This is a genomic window from Streptomyces sp. NPDC026673, from assembly GCF_040638135.1.
Classification (GTDB): Bacteria; Actinomycetota; Actinomycetes; order Streptomycetales; family Streptomycetaceae; genus Actinacidiphila.
In genome coordinates this window covers 73,486-91,149 of sequence record NZ_JBEZXR010000010.1, presented here as the reverse complement: position 1 = coordinate 91,149, position 17,664 = coordinate 73,486, and the positions used below count along the sequence as shown (strand labels likewise).

Annotated in this window: 16 protein-coding genes; 8 read left to right on the top strand and 8 right to left on the bottom strand. The window is 72.4% G+C overall.

Annotated elements, in window-relative coordinates; genetic code table 11:
- Positions 1-12 precede the first annotated feature (12 nt).
- The 4 genes from AB0F62_RS10880 to AB0F62_RS10865 form a co-directional block, all read right to left on the bottom strand.
- A complete protein-coding gene (locus tag AB0F62_RS10880; protein ID WP_361795224.1) occupies positions 13-393 on the bottom strand; it encodes a hotdog domain-containing protein in 381 nt (126 codons plus the stop codon).
- A 9-nt stretch (positions 394-402) separates the two neighbouring features.
- A complete protein-coding gene (locus AB0F62_RS10875) occupies positions 403-777 on the bottom strand; it encodes a DUF488 family protein (RefSeq protein ID WP_361795221.1) in 375 nt (124 codons plus the stop codon).
- Positions 778-883: 106 nt separating this feature from the next.
- A complete protein-coding gene (gene murQ / locus AB0F62_RS10870) occupies positions 884-1,780 on the bottom strand; it encodes an N-acetylmuramic acid 6-phosphate etherase (RefSeq protein WP_361795218.1) in 897 nt (298 codons plus the stop codon).
- 48 nt (positions 1,781-1,828) lie between these two features.
- Complete coding sequence (locus AB0F62_RS10865) at positions 1,829-2,779, bottom strand: MurR/RpiR family transcriptional regulator (protein ID WP_361795215.1); 951 nt, start codon at positions 2,777-2,779, stop codon at positions 1,829-1,831.
- Between the two features lie 205 nt (positions 2,780-2,984).
- On the opposite strand from AB0F62_RS10865, the gene AB0F62_RS10860 reads away from it, so the two are divergent.
- From AB0F62_RS10860 to AB0F62_RS10845, 4 genes are all read left to right on the top strand, one after another.
- The gene (locus AB0F62_RS10860) at positions 2,985-3,986 is read left to right on the top strand and encodes a BadF/BadG/BcrA/BcrD ATPase family protein (protein ID WP_361795212.1); all 1,002 of its coding nucleotides are present in this window, start codon (positions 2,985-2,987) and stop codon (positions 3,984-3,986) included.
- Positions 3,987-3,994: 8 nt separating this feature from the next.
- Complete coding sequence (locus AB0F62_RS10855; RefSeq protein ID WP_361795209.1) at positions 3,995-5,581, top strand: sodium:solute symporter; 1,587 nt, start codon at positions 3,995-3,997, stop codon at positions 5,579-5,581.
- An 88-nt stretch (positions 5,582-5,669) separates the two neighbouring features.
- Positions 5,670-6,848, top strand: a complete 1,179-nt coding sequence (locus tag AB0F62_RS10850) for an anhydro-N-acetylmuramic acid kinase (RefSeq protein ID WP_361795206.1) — start codon at positions 5,670-5,672, stop codon at positions 6,846-6,848.
- A 47-nt stretch (positions 6,849-6,895) separates the two neighbouring features.
- Positions 6,896-9,763: an FAD-binding and (Fe-S)-binding domain-containing protein gene (locus AB0F62_RS10845; protein WP_361795203.1), complete on the top strand. Its 2,868-nt coding sequence runs from the start codon at positions 6,896-6,898 to the stop codon at positions 9,761-9,763.
- A 7-nt stretch (positions 9,764-9,770) separates the two neighbouring features.
- On the opposite strand, the gene AB0F62_RS10840 is transcribed toward AB0F62_RS10845, so the two are convergent.
- Positions 9,771-10,310 (bottom strand): precorrin-3B C(17)-methyltransferase, encoded by a 540-nt coding sequence (locus AB0F62_RS10840; RefSeq protein ID WP_361795200.1) that lies wholly within the window; start codon positions 10,308-10,310, stop codon positions 9,771-9,773.
- Positions 10,311-10,438: 128 nt separating this feature from the next.
- On the opposite strand from AB0F62_RS10840, the gene AB0F62_RS10835 reads away from it, so the two are divergent.
- Positions 10,439-10,657, top strand: coding sequence for a hypothetical protein (locus AB0F62_RS10835; RefSeq protein WP_361795197.1), 219 nt, complete (start codon positions 10,439-10,441; stop codon positions 10,655-10,657).
- 80 nt (positions 10,658-10,737) lie between these two features.
- On the opposite strand, the gene AB0F62_RS10830 is transcribed toward AB0F62_RS10835, so the two are convergent.
- Positions 10,738-11,889, bottom strand: a complete 1,152-nt coding sequence (locus AB0F62_RS10830) for a methyltransferase (RefSeq protein WP_361795195.1) — start codon at positions 11,887-11,889, stop codon at positions 10,738-10,740.
- Positions 11,890-12,052: 163 nt separating this feature from the next.
- Positions 12,053-12,919: a hypothetical protein gene (locus AB0F62_RS10825; protein WP_361795192.1), complete on the bottom strand. Its 867-nt coding sequence runs from the start codon at positions 12,917-12,919 to the stop codon at positions 12,053-12,055.
- Positions 12,920-13,406: 487 nt separating this feature from the next.
- Between AB0F62_RS10825 and AB0F62_RS10820 the strand changes: the two genes are divergently transcribed.
- Positions 13,407-14,378, top strand: a complete 972-nt coding sequence (locus AB0F62_RS10820) for an alpha/beta hydrolase (RefSeq protein ID WP_361795189.1) — start codon at positions 13,407-13,409, stop codon at positions 14,376-14,378.
- An 85-nt stretch (positions 14,379-14,463) separates the two neighbouring features.
- Here the strand turns inward: AB0F62_RS10820 and AB0F62_RS10815 are convergent, their stop codons facing one another.
- A complete protein-coding gene (locus tag AB0F62_RS10815) occupies positions 14,464-15,279 on the bottom strand; it encodes an IclR family transcriptional regulator C-terminal domain-containing protein (RefSeq protein WP_361795186.1) in 816 nt (271 codons plus the stop codon).
- Positions 15,280-15,403: 124 nt separating this feature from the next.
- Here AB0F62_RS10815 and AB0F62_RS10810 point away from each other — a divergent pair, with 124 nt between their 5' ends.
- Together AB0F62_RS10810 and AB0F62_RS10805 are read left to right on the top strand one after the other, a co-directional pair.
- Positions 15,404-15,991 (top strand): flavin reductase family protein, encoded by a 588-nt coding sequence (locus tag AB0F62_RS10810; protein WP_361795183.1) that lies wholly within the window; start codon positions 15,404-15,406, stop codon positions 15,989-15,991.
- Positions 15,992-16,087: 96 nt separating this feature from the next.
- Positions 16,088-17,656, top strand: coding sequence for a 4-hydroxyphenylacetate 3-hydroxylase N-terminal domain-containing protein (locus AB0F62_RS10805; protein WP_361795180.1), 1,569 nt, complete (start codon positions 16,088-16,090; stop codon positions 17,654-17,656).
- Positions 17,657-17,664: the final 8 nt, after the last annotated feature.

Here is a 17,664-nt window from a genome sequence, read left to right as displayed (position 1 = left end):
GAGCCGCCCCGGTCAGGTCGGCTCGGCGCTCCGGCCCTCGTCGGACACGGCCGCGAGGAACCGCTGCCGGTCGACGACGGCCCGGTCGATCTCGCCGGTCGCGACCAGCCTGCCCGCGTCGTCGACCGCCCTCACGCGGAAGGTCAGATGCCGGCCGCTCGCGGCGGCCGGGGGCTCGGCGAAGACGTCCACGCGGCCGCCCACGCGCGTGGCGCGGACGTGTTCGATGCGCAGCGCGGTCCCCACGGTCGTCTGGCCGGTCGCGGTGAACGGTGCGGCGGCCCGCACCGTCGCCTCCTCCATCCACGCGACGAGCCGCGGTGTGGACAGTACGGGTACGTCTCCGCTGCCCACCGTCGTCGCGGTGTCGGCATCGGTCACCTCGTGGCGCATGCCACCACGTTAACGGCTGCCGCGGCCGGCCGAGTCCAGCCACCGGGCGAGCACGGCGGCCTCGCTGTGATCGACGTCCTTGGTGGCGGTGAGCAGCGTGACCTTGTCGTGGGCGGCGAGGTCGCGCAGGTGCTCCACGGCCGGCCGGTGTTCGGCGTCCTCCAGTTCGGCGATGTAGCGGTCGCGGAACTCGCCGAAGCGTTCCGGGTCGTGGTGGTACCAGTGGCGCAGTTCGCTCGACGGCGCGACGTCGCGGAGCCACTCGTCGAGGTGGGCCCGCTCCTTGCTCATTCCGCGGGGCCACAGGCGGTCCACCAGGACGCGCGTGCCGTCCCGCGACAAGGTGTCCTCGTAGATCCTCTGATAGCTGAACCGTCCGGCCATGGCCGTCGTCACCTTCCCCGGTCGGCCTGCCTGATGATCTTCACTCTATCGGCGGCGCGGTGCCGCGGCCCGTCCAGCGCCCTTCTCCCGTGGCGACGGCCGCCGGTCAGGCCTGTCCGGCGGCCGTGCGGGTGTCGCCGTGGGCCTGTTCGATGCGCCGGGCGGCCTCCTCGGCGGTGGTGCCGGTGAGGAGCATGACGATGGCGGTCTTGGCGTGGCCGCCCGCCGCGTGCAGGGCCCGGGCGGCGGTGTCGAGGTCGGCGCCGGTGGCCTGGGCGACCATGCGCTGCGCGCGGTCGACGAGCTTGTTGTTCGTGGCGCGGACGTCGACCATGAGGTTTCCGTAGACCTTGCCGAGGCGGACCATCGAGGCGGTGGAGAGCATGTTGCAGACCATCTTCTCGGCGGTGCCGCCCTTGAGCCGGGTCGAGCCGGTGAGGATCTCGGGTCCGGTGGGCACCTCGATCGGGATGTCGGCGTAGCGGCTGACGACCGCGTCGCGGTTGCAGGCCACCGACACGGTGACGGCGCCCTTGGCGGCGGCGTGCTTGAGGCCGCCGATGACGTAGGGGGTACGGCCGCTGGCGGCGAGTCCGACGACGGTGTCACGGTCGCCGACGCCTATCTCGTCGAGGTCGGCGATCGCCCGGGCGGGTTCGTCCTCGGCGCCCTCGACGGCCACGACGAAGGCGCCGGGGCCGCCGGAGAGCAGGCCGACGACCTGCTCGGGCGAGGTGCCGAAGGTCGGCGGGCACTCGACGGCGTCGAGGAGGCCGATCCGGCCGCTGGTGCCGGCGCCGAGGTAGATGAGGCGGCCGCCGCGGCGCAGGGAGTCGGTGATGGCCTCGACGGCGCTGCCGATGTCGGGGAGGGCGTCGCGGACGGCGAGGGCGACGGTCTGGTCCTCGGCGTTCATGACGGAGAGGAGCTCGGAGACCGGCATGCGGTCCAGTTCGGCGGTCCGATCGTTGCGGGTCTCGGTGCCGAGTGTGCTGAGGTCCACGGCGCGGTCGTCCTTTCGGAGGTGCTGGGTGTGGTGCGGGGCCGGCGGTCAGTCTTCGGCCGGTGCGCGGCGCTGGGGCTGCGGGCGCCTGCGGCGCTGCACGGCCCCGTACGTCTTCTGCAGCGCCGCGGTCGTGGCGTCGTAGGAGCGCTGGGCGACGCCGACGAACAGGCAGTCGATCACCGCGAGTTGGGCGATCCGGCTGACGGTGGCGCCGGACCGGAAGGGGGTCTCCCGGGCGCAGGTGGCCAGGACCAGGTCGGCGCTGTCGGCCAGGGTGGAGCCCGGGACGTTGGTGAGGGCGATGGTGGTGGCGCCGCGTTCGGCGGCGGCCTGGAGGGGTTCGACGGTGTCCTCGGTCTCCCCGGAGTGGGAGACGGCCACGGCGACGTCGCCGGGACCGAGGAGGGCCGCGGCGGTCAGCGCCGCGTGCCGGTCGGTCCAGATGAACGCCATGTGGCCGATGCGGTGGAGCTTCTGGTGCAGGTCCTGGCCGACGAAGGCGCTGGCGCCGATCCCGAAGATGTCCACGCGCCGGGCGCCCGCGACGGCGTCGACCGCGCGGCCGAGCGCCTCGATGTCGAGTCCGGCCCCGGAGTCCTCCAGGGCGCGCACCTCGTTGTAGATGATCTTGCCGACGATCTGGTCGAGGGTGTCGGTGGCGCTGATGTCGGTGCCCGGGGCGGGGCGTTCGCCGCCCAGGGCGTGTTCGCGGGCGGCGGCCGCGGCCAGCGCGAGCCGCAACTGCGGGTAGTTGCCCAGCTTCATCGTCCGGCAGAACCGCATGACGGTGGCGACGGAGGTGGCGGCCCGTTCGGCGAGGGCGCTGATGGACAGTTCCGCCGCCTGTCCCGGATCGGCCAGGACGGCGTCCGCCACCCGCCGTTCGGAGGGGGCCAGGGTCGGCAGGGCCGCGCGGATGCGCGCCAGGGTGTCGGCGGAGGCGGTGGTCTCCTGCGCCGGCTGCGCGGGGGTGCGGGACGGTTCCTGGCGGGCCATGACGGGTTCCCTCCTGGGTCGGTGGCGTCAGCGTAACCACGACCGGCGGTTGCGTCAAAAATTTACGAGCTGCATTTCCCGAAGTTACTTATTGACATACGGACGTCTGCCTTCCGATACTCGCTGCACCGCGATCCGCGCCGGTCACCGAACCGACCGTGACCACCCGACGTGCCGGATCCCGTAGGACACGAGGGCGTGCCGGATGACAGCAGCAGTGGCGGTGGACCTGGGGAAGACCGGCTGCCGTGCCGTGCTCTGGACGGGCGGGAACGGTCCCGCCGGTCCCGTCCGCGAGGTCCCGGGGGCTCCCGGTCTGGCGGCCGACAACGGTGTCGAAGCGGCCCGTGCCGCCGTGCTCGCCGCCGTCCTGCCGCTCCTCGAGGAGCACGCCCCCGGCCGGCTGTCCGCGGTCTGCGTGGGCGCGGCGGGCGCCGCCACCGCCCCGGACGCGGCCCGCGCCCTGGCCGGGCTGCTGCTGGCGGACCTGCCCGCCGACGAGGTGGCCGTCACCAGTGACGCCGTCACCGCCCATGCGGGCGCCCTCGGCGGCCGCACCGGCGTGGTGCTGGCGATCGGCACCGGTTCCGTGGCCATCGGCATCGGCGAGGACGGCTCGTACGCCCGCGTCGACGGCTGGGGCCCGTGGCTGGGCGACGAGGGAAGCGGCGCCTGGATCGGTGCCGCCGGGCTGCGGGCCGCGCTGCGCGCGCACGACGGACGCGGCCCGGACACCACCCTGCTGGCCGCGGCCGCCCGCCGCTTCGGCGACCCCGACACCCTGCCCGCGGCGCTCGCGAACGGCGGGAATCCCGCCCGCACCGCCGCCTCCTTCGCCCCCGAGGTGGCCCGCGCCGCCGAAGCGGGCGACGGCGTCGCCGGCGTCATCGTCCGGGACGCCGCCACCGCGCTGGGCGAGGCCGTGCTCGCGGCCGCCGCCCGGATCACCGGTGACGAACTGCCCGTCACCGTTACCGGCGGCCTGACCGGCCTCGGTGAACCGCTCATGGCGCCGCTCCGCGCGGCGCTCGACGGCACCGCGCGGCCGCTGCGCCCGCGGAGCCCGCTGGGGGACCCGCTGGACGGCGCGCGCCTGCTGGCACTGGACGCCTCCGTCCCGCACGAACCCCACGTCGTCCGAGTCCGCCGGACGACGCCCCCACCACCTGTCCCCACCGCGCCGGTGATCCCGCCGGCTGTTGTTTAGGAGCGAGCGTGCGCCAACTCGACCTCGTCGTGGTCGTCGTCTATCTGATCGCCATCGCCTGGATCGGATTGCGACTGGCCGGACGACAGAAAACGTCGAAGGACTACTTCGTCGGCGAAGGGCACATGCCCTGGTGGACCGTCTCCTTCTCCGTGGTGGCCACCGAGACCAGCGTGCTGACCGTCATCAGCGTGCCCGGCGGCGCCTACAGCGGGCAGGGCTTCGGCAATGTCGAACTCGCCCTCGGCTACGTCATCGGCCGCGTCGTCGTCGCGACCGTGCTGATCCCCCTGTACAAGCGCGGCGGGTTCGTCAGCGCCTACCAGTACCTGGGCGACAGATTCGGGCTGAAACTGCAAGGGCTCGCCTCGGTCACCTTCGTCTTCACCCGCCTCCTCGCCGAGGGCGTCCGCCTGTTCGCCTCCGCGATCCCGATCAAGCTGCTGCTCGCCGAGTTCGGCGTGGACGCGAGCTACCGCGTGATCATCATCGTCCTCACGCTGATCACCGTCGTCTACACCTACCTCGGCGGCATCAAGGCGGTCATCTGGACCGACGCCATTCAGATGGGCCTGTACCTGGGCGGCGCCATCCTCACGATCGCCGTGCTCTCCGGCCACGTCGGCGGCAGCGGCTTCTCCGACGCGCTGCACTCGGGCCACTTCAAGCTGTTCGACACCAACTTCGACCTGGCGCACATCCTCACCAGCCCGTTCGCGCTGCCGACCGCGATCATCGGCGGCGCCATCTTCGCGATGGCCAGCCACGGTTCCGACCAGCTGATCGTCCAGCGCGTCCTCGCCACCCGCTCGCTGCGCGACGGCCAGAAGGCCATGATCGCCTCCGGTGTCTTCGTCACCCTCCAGTTCGCCGCGTTCTCCCTGGTCGGCGCGCTGCTGTGGGCCTACAACCAGGGCAAGTCCTTCCAGGACCTGGGCCTGACGAGCAACGACAACCTCTACCCGAACTTCATCCTGCACGGCCTGCCGGTGGTCGTCTCCGGCCTGCTCGTCGCCGGTATCCTCGGCGCCGCGATGGGCTCGCTGTCCTCGGCGCTGAACTCCATGTCGAACTCCACCGTCGCCGACATCATCCACAGCTTCTTCCGCAGCACCCCCTCGGAGGAGACGCTGCTGAAGCTCGCCCGGGTGATGACGCTGGTGTGGGCCGTGCTCATGGCGGTGTTCGCCTGCGCCTTCAGCACCAGCACCGGCAACGTGTACCTGACCGGTCTGACCATCGCCGGCTACACCTACGGCGCGCTGCTCGGCGCCTTCCTGCTCGGACGGCTGGTCAAGCGCGCCAACGAGGTCGACTCGGTGGTCGCGTTCCTGGTCACCGTCGCGGTGATGACCTACATCGTGCGCGGGGTGAAGATCGACGTCACGGTGGCCGGGGCGACCGTGCCGACCGCGATCGCCGCGCAGTGGCTGGTGCCGATCGGCGTGGTGATCACCCTGGTCGTCGGCGCCGTGATGAGCCTGTTCCACCGGGCCCCGGAGGTCCGCGAAGTGCGCGAGGTCGAACTGCCCGGCGCCGGCCCGGAGTCCGGTTCCGGCTCGGGCCGCGTCGCGGCGGGCGCCGGCCTGGAGTGACCGAGCCCGGGGTGGGCGGCCGCCGGACCACCGCGGCCGCCCACCCCGGGCCCACCCGTTCGCCTCGCGAAAGCCACTGGGAGAAGACATGCGCGTGATCGGCCTGATGTCGGGCACCTCGTACGACGCCATCGAGGCGGCCGCCGCCGACCTCACCCTCGACGGCGACACCCTGCTCATGCGGCCGCTCGGCCATCTGTCCGTCCCGTACGCCGACGACCTGCGGGACCTGATCGCCGCGACGCTGCCCCCCGCGGCGACGACCACCCAGGCCGTGTGCGCCCTGGACACCGGCATCGGCCAGGCCTTCGCCGGTGCCGCGCTCCGGGCCCTGGACGAACTGTGCGGGGGCGCCGCCGATCTCGTGGTCTCCCACGGCCAGACGATGCACCACTGGGTCGAGGACGGCACCGTCAGCGGCACCCTGCAACTGGGGCAGCCGGCATGGATCGCCGAGGCCACCGGGCTGCCGGTGGTGTCGGACCTGCGCAGCAGGGACGTCGCCGCGGGCGGCCAGGGCGCCCCGCTGGTCGGGATGACCGACACCCTGCTCCTGCGCGGGCTGCCCGGGGTGCCCGCCGCGCTCAACCTCGGCGGCATCGCCAACGTCACCGTCGTCGCCCCCGGCGCCGAGCCGCTGGCCTTCGACACCGGCCCGGCGAACGCCCTGCTGGACGCGGCGGTACGCCACTTCACCGGCGGCGCCGCCTCCTACGACGAGGACGGACGCCGGGCCGCGGCCGGCCGTACCAGCGCCGACCTGCTCAAGGTGCTCCTCGACGATCCGTACTACCGCAGGCCCGCGCCGAAGAGCACCGGCAAGGAGCACTTCCATCTGCCCTACCTGCGGCGGGCGCTGGCCGCGGTGCCCACTCCCGCCGCGGACGACGTCCTGGCGACCCTGACCAGGCTCACCGCCGTCACCGTGGCCGACGCCTGCCGCGCGCACGGGGTCACGAGCCTGATCGTGTCCGGCGGCGGCGCCCGGAACCCGGTGCTGATGCGCATGATCGGCGAGGAACTGCCCGGCGTGACGTTGCGCCCGAGTGACGACCTGGGCCTGCCGTCCGACGCGAAGGAGGCACTGGCCTTCGCCGTGCTGGGCTTCCTCACGGTCAACGGACTGCCCGGCGCGCTTCCCTCGGGTACCGGCGCGCGCCGTGCCACGCTGCTGGGCAGCATCACCCCGGGCCTGTCGCCGCTGCGCCTGCCCGAACCCGCCGCGCGGCCGCCGCGCCTGCTGCGGATCACCGACCCCGCCCGCTGACCCTCCGCCGCAGCGTCCCACCGCCGCACCGCCGCACCCGAGGAACCATGAGCACCTCCGCCGCCACCCCCGCCACGCCCGCCACCACCTCCCGGACCGCCGGCCCCGGCCCTGCCGCGTGGCTGACGGCGTGCGTGGCCGACCCCTCGCGGGTCTCCACCGACGTGCCCCGCAGGGTGGCGGCGGCCCACGACGCCTCGCCGTACCTCTTCACGCCGCAGGCGGTGGTGCGTGCCGCGTCCGCCGCGGAGGTGGGCGCGCTCATGGCCGGCGCGCGCAGGGCCGGGGTGCCCCTGACGCTGCGTTCCGGCGGCACGAGCCTGGCGGGGCAGGCCGGCGGCGACGGCGTCCTGGTGGACGTCCGCACGCACTGGCGCTCCGCCGAGGTACTCGACGACGGCCTGCGCATCCGGCTGCAACCGGGCCTCACGGTCCGTCAGGCCAACGCCCGGCTCGTCCGGTTCGGGCGACGCCTCGGCCCCGACCCGGCGAGCGAGAGCGCGTGCACCATCGGCGGGCTGGTCGCCAACAACTCCAGCGGCATGAACTGCGGCACCCAGGACAACGCCTACCGGACCATGGAGTCGCTGCAGTTCGTCCTGCCGTCCGGCACCGTCGTCGACACCGCCGCCCCGGACGCGGACGCCGCGCTGCGCGCCCACGAGCCCGGTCTCCACGCCGGACTGCTCCGACTGCGCGACCGGGTCCGCGGCTCGGCCGCCGCACGCGCCACCATCGAGCGGCTCTTCGCGATGAAGAACACCATGGGCTACGGGCTCAACTCGTTCCTCGACCACACCGAGCCCGCCGACATCCTCGCCCACCTGATGATCGGCAGCGAGGGCACCCTGGGCTTCGTCGGCGAGGCCGTCTTCCGTACCGTCCCGCTGCTCCCGCACACCGCCACCGGCCTGCTGATCCTGCCGGGCCTCGCCGAGGCGACCGACGCGCTGCCCGCGCTGCTGGCCGCCGGTGCCCGTACCGCCGAACTCCTCGACGCCGCGTCGCTCCGCATGGCGCAGCAGGCCGCCGACCCGGTGGCCGAGCTGCGGGGGCTGCGGGTGGAACGGCACGCCGCCCTGCTCGTGGAGTTCGCCGAGGACAGCGCGGAGGCCCTGGACGCCACGGTCGCCGCCGCCCGGCCCGTCCTGGACCGGCTGCCCGCCGTCACCGGCTCCGCGCTCACCCGCGACGCGGCCGTGCGCGGCCGGCTCTGGCACCTGCGCAAGGGCCTGTACACCGCGGTCGCCGGAGCGCGCCCCGCCGGGACGACCGCGCTCCTGGAGGACATCGCCGTGCCGATGGAGCGGCTGACCGGCACCTGCGAGGGCCTGATCGGCCTGTTCGACCGGTACGGATACCAGGACGCCGTCATCTTCGGCCACGCCCGCGACGGCAACCTCCACTTCATGCTCACCCAGGACTTCGACACCCGCGCCGAGACCGAGCGCTACGCCCGGTTCACCGACGCCATGGTCGACCTCGTCCTGGACGCCGGCGGCACCCTCAAGGCCGAGCACGGCACCGGCCGCGCCATGGCCCCCTTCGTCCACCGCCAGTACGGCGACGAGCTGTACGAGGTCATGCGCGAGCTGAAGCGGCTGTGCGACCCCCACGACGTCCTCAACCCCGGCGTGCTCCTGACCGACGACCCCGTCGCGCACCTGCGCGACCTGAAGAGCGTCCCCGCGGTCGACCCGGCCGTCGACGCGTGCGTGGAGTGCGGCTACTGCGAACCGGTCTGCCCGACCGCCGACGTCACCACGACGCCCCGTCAGCGCATCGCCCTGCAACGCGAGATCGCCCTGGCCACCGCCGCCGGCGACGAGGAACGCCGGCGCACCCTGGAGGCGGACTACGCGTACGCGGCCGTCGACAGCTGCGCGGCCGACAGCCTCTGCGTCACCGCGTGCCCCGTCACGATCGACACCGGCGCGGTCATGAAACGCCTGCGCGCGCAGCGCCACAGCGCTCCCGCCCGGCGCGCCGGTGACGCCACGGCCCGCCACTGGGGGACCGCCGTCACCGGCGTGCGCGCCGCCCTCAACACCGCTCACGCCCTGCCCTCGCCGGTCGTCCGGGCCGCCACCGGCGCGGTCCGCAGGCTGGGTGCGGCGGAACTCGTGCCGGCCTGGTCCGGTGACATCCCCCGCGGCGGCCCGGCCCGACCGGCGCCGCGCCACCCCGACGGGGCCCGGGCGGTGTTCTTCGCCGCCTGCATCGGCAGCGTCTTCGCCTCCGAGGGGGACTCGGGCGGTGCGTCCGCCGCCTTCCTGCGGCTGTGCGAACGCGCCGGCGTCCGGGTCACGGTGCCGGACGGGCTGACCGGCCTGTGCTGCGGCACGCCGTGGCAGTCCAAGGGCTACACCGACGGGCACCGCACCATGGCTGCCCGGACCCTGGAGGCCCTGTGGCAGGCCAGCGACGGCGGACGGCTGCCGGTGGTGTGCGACGCATCGTCCTGCACCCATGGTCTCGAGCAACTGCCCGACGTACTACCGGAGTCCGACCGCGCGCGGTTCTCGGCCCTGCGCTTCGTCGACAGCGTGGCCTTCACCGCCGAGCACCTGCTTCCCGCCCTGCCCGTCCCGCGCCGCATGGGCACGATGGCCCTGCATCCCACGTGCTCCACGGTCCACCTGGGCATCGACGCCGCCCTGCGCCAGGTCGCGGCCGCGGTCAGCGAACAGGTCACGGTCCCCGACAACTGGGGCTGCTGCGCGTTCGCCGGGGACCGGGGGCTGCTCCACCCGGAGGTCACGGAGTCCGCGACGGCCGCGCAGGCGGCGGAGATCACCGCGGGCGCGTTCGACGCGTACGCCTCGTGCAACCGCACCTGCGAGATGGGCATGACCCGCGCCACCGGCCGCCCCTACCGGCACGTCCTGGAACTCCTCGACGAGGCGACCACCTGAAGCCGGATCAGTGGCCGCCCAGCCCCGGCAGGCAGGTCCCGTCGGCGGTACGTCCGATCACCTCGGCGTGGGCCTTGCCCGCCGCGTCCACGGTGCCGTTGACGCACACCCGGCCCTCGCCGCCGCCGACCAGCACATCGTGGAGCGGGTCGAAGTGGATTCCCCGTACCTCGATCTGACGTGAGGTCAGCCCCAGGGCCCGAGCGGCCGCCGTGCGCAGCGTCTCCTGCGTGGTGCCGCCGGCCGCGAGCTCGGTCAGAGCCGCCGCCAGCGCCTCGGCCTTCGGTGCGGACTGCCGCTTCTGCTCCTCGGTGATCGGCATGGGCTCGCGGAACGCGTGGTTCTCCGCCACCCGGTCGTTCCAGTCGAGGGTCATGCACGGTGACGGCTCGGCCGGCTGCGCGTCGGGTGGCGGGCACAATCCCTTCCCCGCGCGACCGGCGCCGCCGGCACGGGGGTCGGCGGAGGGATCGGCGCATCCGGCCGCCGCGACGGCGATCAGGACCAGAGCCAGGGTGCCGACGATGCGGCGGCGAGCGCATGCCATGGCGCGATCATGCCATGGTGTGCGGCCGTGCCGTGCGGCGGCGTCCTCAGGTAAAGGGGAGGACAAATGTGCTGTTCGGCGGCTATGATGCAGGTCACATAGCTGCTGACGCACGGGGGAGTGCCGCTGTGGCCGAACTGGTCGTGTTCTTGTCCCTGCTCGCGGTCGTCGTCGTGTTTCTGATCGTCAAGCTGATGCGCCGCGGTAGCTCCCGCACGCAGAACGCCGACGGCCTGCGCATCGAGGAGGCCCGCCGCGAGCAGGCCCACGACGACCGCATGTCGTACAACTCGCTGGCCGTGCACCAGTATCCGCTCACCCACAACAAGGATCCGTTCCATCCCTGATCGGAACCCCCGGCGGTACGGCCGCGGTCGCGGCGCGGCGCTGCGAACCGCTGGCCGCGCCACGGTGGCCGGTCCGGCGTTCAGCGCTTGACGGCCCGCAGGATCACGAACTTCGGGTTGGACGCGACGACGTCGCAGTTTCCGAAGAGCCGCTTCAGGCGCACGTGGTAGCCCAGGTGCCGGTTGCCGACCACCAGCAGTTCCCCGCCGGGGCGCAGCGCGGTCCTGGCGATCTGGAACATGCGCTGCGCGGTTGCGGCGGTGACCGAGCGGTGGGAGTGGAACGGCGGGTTGTTCAGCACGAGGTCGGCGCTGCCGGGCGGGCTGACGGTCAGCACGTCGGCGGCGTCTCCGACGAGGAAGCGGGCCGTGGCCGCGGATCCCACGTTGTCGCGGAACGTGGCCTCGGCGGAGGCCACGGCCTGGTGCGACTCGTCGACGAACAGGACGTCGCTGCCGGGGTTGGCGAGTGCCGCCGCGGTGCCGACCACGCCGTTGCCGCAGCCCAGGTCGATGACGCGGTCCGGGCCCTTCCGGTCCGGCAGGTGCTGGAGCAGGAAACGGGTGCCGATGTCGAGGTGGTCGGCGCAGAAGACGCCCGCGTGGTTGGTGACGGTGCGTCCCGACAGCGGGCCGACGTCGTCCGGCAGGGCGTAGCGCAGGGGCCACGGGTTGGCGCCGCGGTCGGCCGCCGGGTCGGGGGTGCTGAAGATCAGCCGGGCCTTGCGGACGGCCAGTGAGGTGCGGGTGGGTCCGACGATCCGCTCGAAGAGCCGCAGCGTGGAGGTGTGGATCTCGCTGACCATGCCCGTGCCCACGACGAGGGTGCCCGGGTGCAGCGCGGGCGCCAGCCGGTGGAGTTGGTCCTCGAGCAGGGCCAGGCTCTTGGGCACCCTGACGAGCAGGACGTCGATCCGCGCGGGCGGATCGTCGCGTGTGGTGCGCAGTTCCACCTCGGCCTGTGGGGCGTTGCGCAGCAGGTTCGCCCGGGTGGCCTGCCGGCCGAGGTGGGAATCGGTGATCTGGGTGGGACGGTGGGCGGCGAGCGCGGTCGCCAGCGCCCCCCAGCGGTCTCCCAGGACGGTGATCCGGCCCGTCAGGTCCGCCCCGGTCTCCGCGAGGTGCCGCAGCAGGTAGTCGTCCGCGGCGTCCCACGCCCGCAGGGTCTCCCGCGGGTCCGCAGGGAAACGGGTCAGTTCGAGTGCGCCCCACGGCGTGCTGAAGAGGTTCATCGCCTCATCAGGGTACGGGCTGCCTGCGGCGTTCCCGGCCGGAAGGCTCCCCGGGTGACGCACGTGGGCGATGGCGGCGCACCCCCGCGGCATCGCGCCGCGGGGGTGGCCGCCGGGTCTGCCGGGTGGCAGGGGACGCCGGGCTCGGCCCTCGTCGCCGGGCTCAGCCCTGGGCGGCGCTCTTCAGCATCTCCGCGAGCGTGGTGACGTCCTTGGCCGGGGGCACCGTGACCGCGGAGGTCTGACCGTAGTCGGAGTACGTGATCGTCAGCTTGGCCGGGCCCTTGGCCGTCGAACCGGACTCCATGGTCTTGACGGTGAGGTCGTCGGCGCCGACCCACGCCTCGATCTTGACCGAGTTCTTGATGCCGGTGTCCTTGAGCTCGGCCACGTAGGCGTCGCGCTCGTCCTTGGTGATCAGGTCGAGGACGCTGCTGTCCGCCGCGAACTTCGCGATGTCCACGGTGCCCGTGTAGTGGGTGGCCTGGGCGCCGTCCACCTGCTCCTCGCCGGCCTTGGCGAGGTCGCCGGCGATGGACAGGGCGGCGAGGGCCTGGACGGGGCCGTGCGGCATGTCCTTGGCCGGGTTGTCCTCCGCGGCGGTGGCGTCGAACTTCAGCCACTTCTTGCCGTTGGCGGCAGCGGCCATCTCACCCTCGATCGGCAGGTACACGGCACCATCGGTGATGGTCATGTGCACCTTGCCGTCCTCGCCGGCCATGTCCTTCATGTCGGCGTCGGAACCCGGGTCCATGCTCAGCTCGGCTCCCTCGGAGCCCTTCTTCCAGCTCAGCGTGCCCTCGGCCTTGGTGTTGCCCTCCTTGGGGTCGACGGAGTCGACGGCCACCTTCGCCGCGGCCTGCTCCACCGCCGCCTTGGTGGCGGCCCGCAGCGCCTCAGCCGGGGGCACCTCCTTCTTCTCCGACTTGGCGGAGCTCTGCGACGGCTTCGCCTTCGCCCCCTCGTCCGCGGAGCCACCGCAGGCCGCGAGACCGAGTGCGAGCGTGCCGGTCGCAGCGGTGATCGCCACAAGACGAACCATGCGCATGAGAAGTTCCCCCCTGAGAGGTAAAAGCTTGTACAACGAACGGAGATCGAACCTTACAACAGCGTGAAACGCACGAACGAGCGGGGCCCCGCTCGCCTGGCGGGGGCACTGCTCGACCGGGTCACGACAGGCAAGCCTGTCGTCGCCGTCCATCGGATCCTTCCACGCGGCACCGACAGTGCGGTCCGGCTGGTGTCCCCGCTTCCGGTGCGGCCGCGCCGACGTCCCCGGGTCGTAAGGTCCCGTGGTGGCCACGAGGTTCGATCGGAGCGCGTGCCGGATCCGGCCGGCGGCGGCGTTGCCCGGAAGTGAAGTGACAGCGTGTGCCCGCTCGGTGAGCAGACCGCGACGGGCCCCCCTCCGAAGTTGCGGCGGTGTGCCACCGAGAGACGATGGGAAGCGGTTGGCACGGTCCGCCATGACCCGATCCGCAATGCTTTGAGTGGATCCTCCGAGGCAGGAGCGCAACATGCCCGAGTCCCCGTCCACGACACCCGTCCTGGAACCCGCGGCCAAGGAGTTGGCGGATGCCACCTCGTCGCACCCGCGCATCTACGAAGTCCCACCGGCGAACGGCCGCGAGATCCTCGACGATCTGCAGGCGGGGACGGACGTCCCCAAGCCCGCGGTGGACGAGGAGTGGGTGACCGTCGACGCCGGGAAGTACGGCACCGTCCGCGCCCGGATCATCCGCCCCGAGGGGGCGACGGGCACCCTGCCCGCGGTGTTCTACATCCACGGCGCCGGCTGGGTCTTCGGCGACGAGAACACCCACGACCGGCTGGTGCGCGAAATCGCGGTCGGCACCAACGCCGCGGTGGTCTTCCCCGTCTACGACCTGGCCCCCGAGGCGAAGTACCCCACGCAGATCGAGCAGAACTACGCGGTCGGAAAGTGGATCATCGAGAACGGCGAGGAGCGGAACATCGACGCCTCCCGCATCGCGGTCTGCGGTGACTCCGTGGGCGGCAACATGTCGGCCGTCTTCGCGCTGATGGCGAAGGAACGCGGCGACATCGACCTGGCGGCTCAGGTGCTGCTCTACCCCGTCACCGACGCCAACTTCGACACGCCGTCCTACCAGCAGTTCGCCGAGGGCTACTACCTCACCCGCGACGGGATGAAGTGGTTCTGGGACGCGTACACCACCGATCCCCGGCAGCGCGCGGAGATCTACGCGTCCCCGCTGCGGGCCGAGATCGAGCAGTTGCGCGGCCTTCCGACCACACTGGTCATCACCGATGAGGCCGATGTGCTGCGCGACGAGGGCGAGGCGTACGCGTCCAAGCTGCGCGAAGCGGGGGTGGACGTCACCGCGGTACGCGTGCTGGGCATGGTCCACGACTTCCTCATGCTCGACAGCCTCCGCGACTCCAAGGCGACGGCCGTCGCGCGCACGCTGGCCATCGAGGCCCTGCAGCGGGCCCTCCGCTCCGGGTGATCCGCGCGGCGTCAGGCGTCGGTCGCGGGACGGTGTCGCAGGCGCCGTCCCGCGACCGGCATGTAGCGGGACGCGTGGCGGAGCGTCAGCCGGCCGTCCTCGGTGGGGGCCCGGGGGTCCGCACCCGGTAACTGCCACCGCCGAGGGCGGCACTGATGTGTCCGGCGGTCCGCACCAGCGGCGGTACGTAGTCGGAGAGCAGCTGGTCGAAGGTCCGGTCCGCGGTGCTGTTCGACAGCGCGAGGGCGGCGATCACGCGGCCGTTGGCGTCCCGGACGGGGGCGGCGGCGGACCTGCGGCCCACTTCGAGTTCCTGGTCCACGGCCGCCCACCCCTGTTCCCGCACCGTGCGCAGCCGTTCCTCGAGGGCGGCACGCGTGGTCAAGGTGCGCCCCGTCATGGGGCGGAGGACCGCCTTGGCGAGGTACGACTCCAGGGCCTCGGGGCCGAGGCCGGCCAGCAGGACGTGCCCCATGGACGTGGCGTGCGCGGGCAGCCGGGTGCCGACGGCGAGGCTGATGCTGGTGATGCGGTGCCGCTGGACCCGGTTGACGTAGACCACGTCGGTGTCGTCGAGGGCGGCCAGTGAGGTGCCCTCCTGGAGTTCCTCGGTGAGCGACTCCATGAACGGCTGGGCGACCTCGGTGATGTTCAGCGAGGACAGGTAGGCGTAGCCGAGGCCCAGCACCTTCGGGGTGAGCGCGTACCGGGTGCCCTCCGCGCGGACGTAGCCCAGTTCCCGCAGGGTCAGCAGGAGCCGGCGCGCGGTCGGCTTGCTCAGTCCGGTGGCCGCCGCGACCTCGCTCAGGTTCATCTGCGGGTGCCCCTGGGAGAAGGCCGTGATCACGGAGAGCCCGCGCTCCAGCGACTGCACGTAGTCCCGGCGCTCCGTCTCGGTCATCGCGTCGATCCTCCCTTGACTCTGCCCGATGTGAGGAGTTTGGTTGATGTACGCATTATATAACTTTTGTCCGCATAGCGTACGTGATCTCGGAGGCGGCGGGCAGGGGCGAGAGGAGCGGCCCATGGATATCGACGAGCGCGAATTCCGCGCGTGCCTCGGCCGGTTCGCGACCGGTGTCACCGTCGTGAGCTGCCACGTCGGCGAGGCGGTCCACGGGGCCACGGTGAACGCCTTCTCCGCGGTCTCGCTGCGGCCGCCGCTGGTCCTGGTCTCCCTGGACCGCCGCAGCAAGGCATGCCGGTACTTCGACGGGCGGCCCTTCGCGGTCTCCGTACTGGGCAGCGGGGATCGCGACACCGCACTGCACTTCGCCGGCCGGCCCCAGCCGCACCTGCGCGTCGACTGGGTCGAGGGGCCGGTGGCCCCGCGCATCGCCACCGGCATCGCCGCCTTCGCCTGCACGCCGTGGGCGACCTACGACGGGGGCGATCACGTGCTCTACGTCGGCGAGGTCCGGGAGATCACCCGCGCCGCCGACGCCGCACCGCTGCTGTTCCACGCCGGTTCGTTCCACCGCGTCGGCGCACCGGCCGACGGCGCGCCCTGGCTGCAGAGCCTCGACTCGCCGGAGCCGGGACCGGGGTGGTGGCCGCACCGCCGGCCGGAGCGCGTCCACGGCGGGCAGGACCACCTGGCCCACTGTGCCTGACCGCCGGCGCCGGGCGCGAGAAACCGCGCGAGAGAGCCACCGGGCAAGAGCCACCGGGCAAGAGCCACCGGGCAAGAACCACCAGGGAAGAGAACCATGACCACTGCACACGCGACCCGTCCCGCCGAGCCCACGCCCGGCACGAACACCCGGCCCCTGACCGGGGAGGAGTACGTGGAGAGCCTGCGCGACGGGCGGGAGGTGTACCTGTACGGCGAACGCGTCGAGGACGTGACCACGCACCCCGCGTTCCGCAATCCGGTCCGGATGGCCGCCCGCCTCTACGACGCCCTGCACGACCCCGCCACGAAACCGGAGTTGACCTGTCCCACCGACACCGGCGGCGACGGATGGACCATGCGGTACTTCCGCGCCGCCCGCAGCGCCGAGGACCTCGTGGGGGACCGCGACGCCATCGCCCGCTGGGCACGCCTCACCTACGGCTGGATGGGCCGGAGCCCCGACTACAAGGCGTCCTTCCTGGGCACCCTCGGGGCGAACGCCGACTTCTACGACCCCTACCAGGACAACGCCCGCCGGTGGTACCGGGAGTCGCAGGAGAAGGTCCTGTACTGGAACCACGCGATCATCCACCCGCCGGTCGACCGGAACCGAAGGCCCGACGACGTCGCCGACGTCTTCGTCCACGTCGAGAAGGAGACGGACAACGGCCTGGTCGTGAGCGGCGCCAAGGTCGTGGCCACCGGATCGGCCATCACCCACCTCAACTTCATCGCGCACTACGGGATCCCCCTGAAGAAGCGCGAGTACGCCCTGATCTGCACCGTCCCGACGGGGGCACCCGGGATGAAGCTCATCTGCAGGCCCTCGTACGCCATGAACGCGGCCGTGACCGGCAGCCCCTTCGACTACCCCCTCTCCAGCCGCCTGGACGAGAACGACACGGTCTTCATTCTGGACAAGGTGCTCGTGCCCTGGGAGAACGTCTTCGTCTACGGGGACGTGGACAGGGCGAGCACGTTCTTCCCGATGTCGGGCTTCCTGCCGCGGTTCACCTTCCAGGGGTGCACCCGGCTCGCCGTCAAGATCGAGTTCCTGGCCGGCCTGCTCCTCAAGGCCCTGGAGATCACGGGCACCAGGGACTTCCGCGGCATACAGACCCGGGTCGGGGAAGTGCTGGCCTGGCGGAACCTGATGTGGGCGCTCACCGACTCCATGGCCCACAACCCCGACCCGTGGGTGGGCGGGACGGTACTGCCCGACACCAACGCGGGCCTGGCCTACCGGTGGTTCATGACCCAGGGCTATCCCAGGATCAAGGAGATCATCGAGCAGGACCTCGGCAGCGGGCTGATCTACCTGAACTCCCACGCGGCCGACTTCAGGAACCCCCAGGCCCGGCCCTACCTCGAGAGGTACATGCGGGGTTCGAACGGCTACGACGCGGTGAGCCGCGCCAAGGTGATGAAGCTCCTGTGGGACGCCGTCGGCAGTGAGTTCGGCGGCCGGCACGAGCTCTACGAACGCAACTACAGCGGCAACCACGAAGCGGTCCGGACGGAGATCCTCGCCGCGCAGGACGCCATGGGCCTCACCGGCGACTACGAGGCCTTCGCCGACGCCTGCCTCGCCGAGTACGACCTCGACGGCTGGACCGTGCCCGACCTCATCGACCCCGACGACGTCAGCATCGTCACCCGCTGACGCTCCCG

What these genes read in the sequence shown, in the direction of transcription:
- AB0F62_RS10880 (WP_361795224.1), bottom strand. Translation starts at nt 393, where the DNA reads ATGCGCCACGAGGTGACCGATGCCGACACCGCGACGACGGTGGGCAGC.
- AB0F62_RS10875 (WP_361795221.1), bottom strand. Translation starts at nt 777, where the DNA reads ATGGCCGGACGGTTCAGCTATCAGAGGATCTACGAGGACACCTTGTCG.
- AB0F62_RS10865 (WP_361795215.1), bottom strand. Translation starts at nt 2,779, where the DNA reads ATGGCCCGCCAGGAACCGTCCCGCACCCCCGCGCAGCCGGCGCAGGAG.
- AB0F62_RS10860 (WP_361795212.1), top strand. Translation starts at nt 2,985, where the DNA reads ATGACAGCAGCAGTGGCGGTGGACCTGGGGAAGACCGGCTGCCGTGCC.
- AB0F62_RS10850 (WP_361795206.1), top strand. Translation starts at nt 5,670, where the DNA reads ATGCGCGTGATCGGCCTGATGTCGGGCACCTCGTACGACGCCATCGAG.
- AB0F62_RS10845 (WP_361795203.1), top strand. Translation starts at nt 6,896, where the DNA reads ATGAGCACCTCCGCCGCCACCCCCGCCACGCCCGCCACCACCTCCCGG.
- AB0F62_RS10840 (WP_361795200.1), bottom strand. Translation starts at nt 10,310, where the DNA reads ATGGCATGCGCTCGCCGCCGCATCGTCGGCACCCTGGCTCTGGTCCTG.
- AB0F62_RS10830 (WP_361795195.1), bottom strand. Translation starts at nt 11,889, where the DNA reads ATGAACCTCTTCAGCACGCCGTGGGGCGCACTCGAACTGACCCGTTTC.
- AB0F62_RS10820 (WP_361795189.1), top strand. Translation starts at nt 13,407, where the DNA reads ATGCCCGAGTCCCCGTCCACGACACCCGTCCTGGAACCCGCGGCCAAG.
- AB0F62_RS10815 (WP_361795186.1), bottom strand. Translation starts at nt 15,279, where the DNA reads ATGACCGAGACGGAGCGCCGGGACTACGTGCAGTCGCTGGAGCGCGGG.
- AB0F62_RS10810 (WP_361795183.1), top strand. Translation starts at nt 15,404, where the DNA reads ATGGATATCGACGAGCGCGAATTCCGCGCGTGCCTCGGCCGGTTCGCG.
- AB0F62_RS10805 (WP_361795180.1), top strand. Translation starts at nt 16,088, where the DNA reads ATGACCACTGCACACGCGACCCGTCCCGCCGAGCCCACGCCCGGCACG.